The 5,509-nt window shown below is 74.4% G+C and carries 3 protein-coding genes and 4 pseudogenes; 2 read left to right on the forward strand and 5 right to left on the reverse strand.

Annotation, left to right across the window (positions count from 1 at the left end; genetic code table 11):
- From BJF79_RS30555 to pdhA, 3 genes and pseudogenes are all read right to left on the reverse strand, one after another.
- Positions 1–365 (reverse strand): biotin/lipoyl-containing protein (locus BJF79_RS30555; RefSeq protein WP_316043473.1); only part of this gene is annotated, 365 nt, incomplete at its 3' end.
- Positions 362–1,377, reverse strand: a pseudogene (locus BJF79_RS30560) (alpha-ketoacid dehydrogenase subunit beta). The pseudogene BJF79_RS30560 and the gene BJF79_RS30555, both read right to left, overlap by 4 nt.
- 1 nt (position 1,378) lies before the next feature.
- Positions 1,379–2,483: pseudogene (gene pdhA, locus BJF79_RS30565) on the reverse strand (pyruvate dehydrogenase (acetyl-transferring) E1 component subunit alpha).
- A 119-nt stretch (positions 2,484–2,602) separates the two neighbouring features.
- On the opposite strand from pdhA, the gene BJF79_RS30570 reads away from it, so the two are divergent.
- Positions 2,603–3,115 carry an Lrp/AsnC family transcriptional regulator gene (locus tag BJF79_RS30570; protein WP_075902626.1) on the forward strand — a complete coding sequence of 171 codons (513 nt, stop codon included), beginning with the start codon at positions 2,603–2,605 and terminating at the stop codon, positions 3,113–3,115.
- Between the two features lie 84 nt (positions 3,116–3,199).
- Here the strand turns inward: BJF79_RS30570 and paaZ are convergent, their stop codons facing one another.
- Together paaZ and BJF79_RS62260 are read right to left on the reverse strand one after the other, a co-directional pair.
- Complete coding sequence (paaZ, locus tag BJF79_RS30575; RefSeq protein WP_262402768.1) at positions 3,200–4,762, reverse strand: phenylacetic acid degradation bifunctional protein PaaZ; 1,563 nt, start codon at positions 4,760–4,762, stop codon at positions 3,200–3,202.
- Positions 4,663–5,247 (reverse strand): annotated as a pseudogene (locus BJF79_RS62260) (aldehyde dehydrogenase family protein); the annotation flags it as partial. The pseudogene BJF79_RS62260 and the gene paaZ, both read right to left, overlap by 100 nt.
- A gap of 120 nt (positions 5,248–5,367) precedes the next feature.
- Between BJF79_RS62260 and BJF79_RS54050 the strand changes: the two are divergent.
- Positions 5,368–5,509: pseudogene (locus tag BJF79_RS54050) on the forward strand (1,2-phenylacetyl-CoA epoxidase subunit A); the annotation flags it as partial.

Below are 5,509 nucleotides of genomic sequence, written 5' to 3' on the forward strand. Positions count from 1 at the left end.
CCGGGCGCCCGCCGCCGCCGGTGCGTCCCGTCCGCGCGCCCGGTGCCGTACCCGATCAGGACGTTGCCCGACCCCGCCCGCTCCTCCTCCCGGTGGCGCTCCGCGGGACCGTCCGGGGCGGCGCCGACCTCGATGAGGGGTTCGCCGACCGCGAGCACGGCGCCCGCCTCCGCGTGCAGCCGCGCCACGGTTCCGGCGTAGGGCACCGGCACCTCCACGACGGCCTTGGCGGTCTCGACCTCCACCACGACCTGGTCGACCTCGACCGTGTCGCCGACCGCGACCTTCCAGCCGACGATCTCGGCCTCCGTCAGCCCCTCGCCGAGGTCGGGCAGTCGGAACACCCGCCGTGTCGCGGTGGTCACGACGCCTCCCGGGCGAGGTGCAGGACGTCCGGTTCGTCCTCGAACTGGAGCCGGTCGACCGCGTCGAGGATCCGGTCGGCGTCCGGCAGGTGGGCGTGCTCCAGGTGCGGCGGCGGGTAGGGGACGTCGAAGCCGGTGACCCGCAGGACCGGCGCGGCCAGCGAGTGGAAGCAGCGTTCCTGCACCCGTGCCGCGATCTCCGCGCCCACCCCGGCGAACCCCTGCGCCTCCTGCACGACCACGCAGCGTCCCGTCTTCCGCACCGAGGCCACGACCGTGTCGTCGTCGAACGGGACGATCGTGCGCAGATCGACGACCTCCAGGTCGACGCCGTCGCGCGCCGCGGCCTCCGCCGCCTGCAACGCCACCGGGACGGTCGGCCGTAGGCGACGAGCGTCGCGTCGGCCCCCGCGCGCCGCACCGCCGCCCGCCCGAACCCGGCGGGCCGCCGCGCGGCGCCGCTCGTCCCGCCCTTGGCCCAGTACAGCCGCTTGGGCTCCATGAAGATCACCGGGTCCGGATCGGCGATCGCGTCGCGCAGCAGCCAGTACGCGTCGTCCGGGGTGGCCGGGGTGACGACCTTCAGGCCGGGGGTGTGCGCGTAGTACGCCTCGCTGGAGTCGCAGTGGTGCTCGACGCCGCCGATCCCGCCCGCGTAGGGGATGCGGATGACGATCGGCAGGGACAGCAGGCCGCGCGTCCGGTTGCGGGTCTTGGCGACGTGCGAGGCGATCTGCTCGAACGCCGGGTAGGCGAACGCGTCGAACTGCATCTCGACGACCGGGCGGAACCCGCCCATCGCCATGCCGACGGCGAGGCCGACGATCCCGGCCTCGGCCAGCGGGGTGTCGAAGCACCGGTCGTCGCCGAACGCGGCGGTCAGCCCGTCGGTGACGCGGAAGACGCCGCCGAGCGGGCCGACGTCCTCACCGAAGACGAGCACGCGTTCGTCCTCGCTCAGCGCGTCCCGCAGCGCGCGGTTCAGCGCCTGCGCCATCGTCGACTCGGTCATGTCACTCCTCCGCGGACAGTTCGGACGCCAGCAGGTCGCGCTGCTCGCGCAACTGGGGGGTGGGCTCGGCGAAGACGTGGTCGAACAGCTCCAGCGGATCCGCCTCCGGGTCGGCGTTCATGCGCTCGCGCAGGCGCGCGGCGAACTCCTCGGCGGCCTCGCCCGCCGCGGCGACGTCGGCGTCCCCGAGCAGGCCGCGGCCGCGCAGATGGGTCTCCAGCCGCGCGATCGGATCGGCCGACTCCCACTCCTCGACCTCCTCCGCCGTCCGGTAGCGGCGCGGCATCGTCGGCGTTGGTGTGGGCGTCCATCCGGTAGGTGTGCGCCTCCACCAGGGACGGGCCGCCGCCCGCCCGCGCGTTCGCCACCGCCGCGTCCAGGACCGCCAGCACCGCCACGAGGTCGTTGCCGTCGACCTGCTCAGACCGGACCCCGTACCCGATCCCCTTGTACGCCAGCGCGGGGGCCGCGGTCTGCTTCGCGAGCGGTACGGAGATCGCGTACTTGTTGTTCTGCACGAAGAACACGACGGGCGCGTGCAGGACGGCCGCGTAGTTGAGCGCCTCGTGGAAGTCGCCCTCGCTCGTGCCGCCGTCCCCGACGAACGCCATCACGACGCCGTCCGCGCCCCTGCGCCGCAGCGCGTCGGCCAGCCCGACCGCGTGGACGGTCTGCGTCGCCAGCGGCGTGCACTGCGGTGCGACGCGCACGGCCGCCGGGTCGTAGCCGCAGTGCCAGGAGCCGCGCAGCAGGGTGAGCACCTCGACGGGGTCGAGGCCGCGGGCGACCAGCGCCACCGAGTCCCGGTAGGTCGGGAAGAGCCAGTCGTCCTCGCGCAGCGCGAGCACGCCGCCGATCTGGCAGGCGTCCTGCCCCCGGCTCGACGGGTAGACGGCGAGCCGCCCCTGCCGGGTCAGCGCCGTCGCCTGCGCGTCGAAGCGGCGGCCGAGGACCATCCGGCGGTAGCCGTCCACGAGCCGCCCGGCCGCCGGTGCCGGGTACCCGGCGGGCGGTTCCGCGGCCGTGCCGTCCGGCGCGACGAAGCGCACCGGGACGGGCGAGGGGAGCAGCCGTTCGGCCTCCGAACGATGTGCGGCCACGGACATGGCGTCGCTCGCTTTCTCTGGACGCTTTTAGGGAGAGCGTCCGCCGAGCCGACCATCTGTTCAAGACTTCGGGCACAATGAGCGACAAGTAAGCACTTGCGGGGCGTATGGAGGGCCGAATGTCCAGCGAAGAGGGTGTTGCGGGCGATGTGCCGGGACGAATGGCCGCGCCGCTGGACGCGGTGGACCGTGCGATCATCGCCGAGCTGCTGCGCGACGGCCGCATCTCCGTGCGGTCCCTCGCCGAACGCGTCCACATCTCCCGCGCCAACGCCTACGCGCGCCTCACCCGGCTCACCGACGACGGCGTGATCACCGGGTTCACGGTCGAGCTGGCTCCGCACAAGGCGGGCCTCGGCACCAGCGCGTACGTCTCGGTCACCATCGAGCAGAACTCCTGGCGGGCCGTGTCGGCCCGCCTCCAGGAGATCCCGTACGTCGAGCACTTCGCGATGGTCGGCGGCGACTACGACGTCCTGGTACTGGTCAGGGCCCCGGACAACGCGGCCCTGCGGCACGTGGTGCTCGAATGCGTCCAGGACATCCCGGGCGTCCGCGCCACCCGCACCTGGCTGGTCTTCGACGAGGCCCACGGCCCCGGCGCGGGCTGGGGCGCCGCCGACCGCCCCTGACCGCCCGGCACCCCGCGCGCTCCGGCGACCCGTGTCTCCGGTCCGGCACATGCCCCCGAACCGGACGACACCGGACGGGCGGGGTCAGCCGGACGTCTGCGGCCAGGTCTTCGCGACGAGCGTGAGGACGTCGTAGGCGGCGACGGGCTTGCCGTCCTGGTTCGTCACGACGGCGTCCCAGCGGACCTCGCCGTAGTCGGCGCCCGCGCGCGGCGTGATCTGCTTGACGGTCAGCGTCACCGCGATCGAGTCGCCCGCCTTGACCGGGGTGAGGAAGCGGAGGCCGTCCACGCCGAAGTTCGCCAGGACGGGTCCCGGCGCGGGGTCGACGAACAGCCCGGCGGCCAGCGACACCACCAGGTAGCCGTGGGCGACGATGCCGCCGAACAGCGGGTTGCGGGCGGCGGCCTCGGGGTCGGTGTGCGCGTAGAACGTGTCGCCGGTGAAGTCGGCGAAGTGGGCGATGTCGTCGAGCGGGACGGTGCGCGGCGCGGACGCGATGGTGTCGCCGATCCGCAGGTCCGCGAGCGGCTTGCGGAACGGGTGCGCGCCGGTCTCGGTGCGCGCGGCGCCCGCCGTCCACGTGCCGGTGACCGCGGTGAGCAGGTCGGGCGACGCCTGGACGGCGGTGCGCTGCATGTGCCCGAGGACGCCGCGGATCCCGCCGAGCTCCTCGCCGCCGCCCGCCCGGCCGGGGCCGCCGTGGACGAGCGCGGGCAGCGGCGAACCGTGCCCGGTGGACTCCTTCGCGTCGTCCCGGTCGAGGACGAGCACCCGGCCGTGCCACGGCGCCAGCCCGCGGACGACCGTGCGCGCGACGTCCGGGTCGTGCGTGACGACGGACGCGGCGAGGCTGCCCCGGCCCCGCGCGGCCAGTTCGACCGCGTCGCCGACGCGTCGTACGCCAGGACCGTGGCGACCGGCCCGAACGGCTCCACGTCGTGGGGTTCGGCGGCGCCCGGACGCTCGCGCAGCAGCAGCGGCGTCATGAACGCGCCGCGTTCGGCGTCGCCGTCGAGCAGCGGGCCCGCGCCCGCCGGGTCCCCGGCGACGAGGCTCGGCGGCGGCGCGCAGCGCCTCGACGGCCTTGCGCACCTCGGCGCGCTGCCCGAGGCTCGCGAGCGCCCCCATCCGGACGTCCGGGTTGCGCGGATCCCCGACGGTGACCTTCGCGAGCCGCGCGGCGAGCGCCTCGATCACCGGCTCGGCCATCGGCGCGGGGACCAGCACCCGGCGGATCGCCGTGCACTTCTGCCCCGCCTTGACCGTCATCTCCGTGACGACGCCCTTGACGAACAGGTCGAACTCCGGGTCGTCCGGACGGACGTCGGGGCCGAGGATCGAGCAGTTGAGGGAGTCGGCCTCGACGCCGAGGCGGACGCCGCCGTCCAGCACGTTCGGGTGGCGGCGCAGGAGCCCGGCGGTGTGCGCGGAGCCGGTGAAGGCGACCGAGTCCTGGACGGTGAGCCGGTCGAGCAGCCCGTCGGACGTCCCGTGAGGAGCTGCAGGGTCCCCTCGGGCAGGAGGCCCGACGCGATGATCTGCCGGACGGCGAGTTCGGTGACGTACGCGGTCTGGCTCGCGGGCTTGACGATCGACGGCAGCCCCGCGAGGAAGGCGGGGGCGAGCTTCTCGAGCATCCCCCACACCGGGAAGTTGAACGCGTTGATCTGCACCGCGACGCCCGGCCGGGACGCGTACACGTGCTGCCCGGCGAACGTCCCGCCCTTGCCGAGGCGCTCCGGGCCGCCGTCGAGGACGATCGTGTCGTCCGGCAGTTCGCGCACGCCCTTGCTCGCGTAGGCGAACAGGGTGCCGATGCCGCCGTCGACGTCGACGGCCGTGTCCTGAGCGGTGGCGCCGGTCCGCAGCGACAGCGCGTACAGCTCCTCCTTGCGCTCGGTCAGGTGCTTGGCGAGCGCCTTCAGCAGGCCCGCGCGCTGATGGAACGTCAGCGCGCGCAGCGCCGGGCCGCCGGTCTCGCGGGCGTACCGGACCATCTCCGCGACGTCCGGGCCGCGGCCCGCCAGCCGCGCGACCTCCTCGCCGGTCGCGGCGTCGAGCAGAGGTTCCCCGTCGTCGTCCGCACGGAACCAGCGTCCGGCGGCGTAGCTCTCCAGCAGTGGGCTCACGCGTGCTCCTCTCCGAGGCGGGGCGCGGCGCCCCCTCTTGCGCCGGGCGGCGGTCTCGTGTCACGTTATTACTGATCGAACGGTAAGTAAATACGTCGACGCCGGGAGGGGCAGGGACCAGTGACGACACCGGTGGAGCCGGACGCCGCGCCGCAGGCGGCGTTCGACGCGACGATCGGCCGCGGCGACCGGATCGAGCCCCGCGACTGGATGCCGGACGCCTACCGCCGGACGCTGGTCCGGCAGATCGCCCAGCACGCGC

This window comes from Actinomadura sp. CNU-125 (assembly GCF_001942465.1).
Classification (GTDB): Bacteria; Actinomycetota; Actinomycetes; order Streptosporangiales; family Streptosporangiaceae; genus Spirillospora.

Bases quoted from the DNA above. Each gene is read 5' to 3' on its own strand.
- BJF79_RS30570 (WP_075902626.1), top strand. From the start codon at position 2,603: ATGTCCAGCGAAGAGGGTGTTGCGGGCGATGTGCCGGGACGAATGGCC.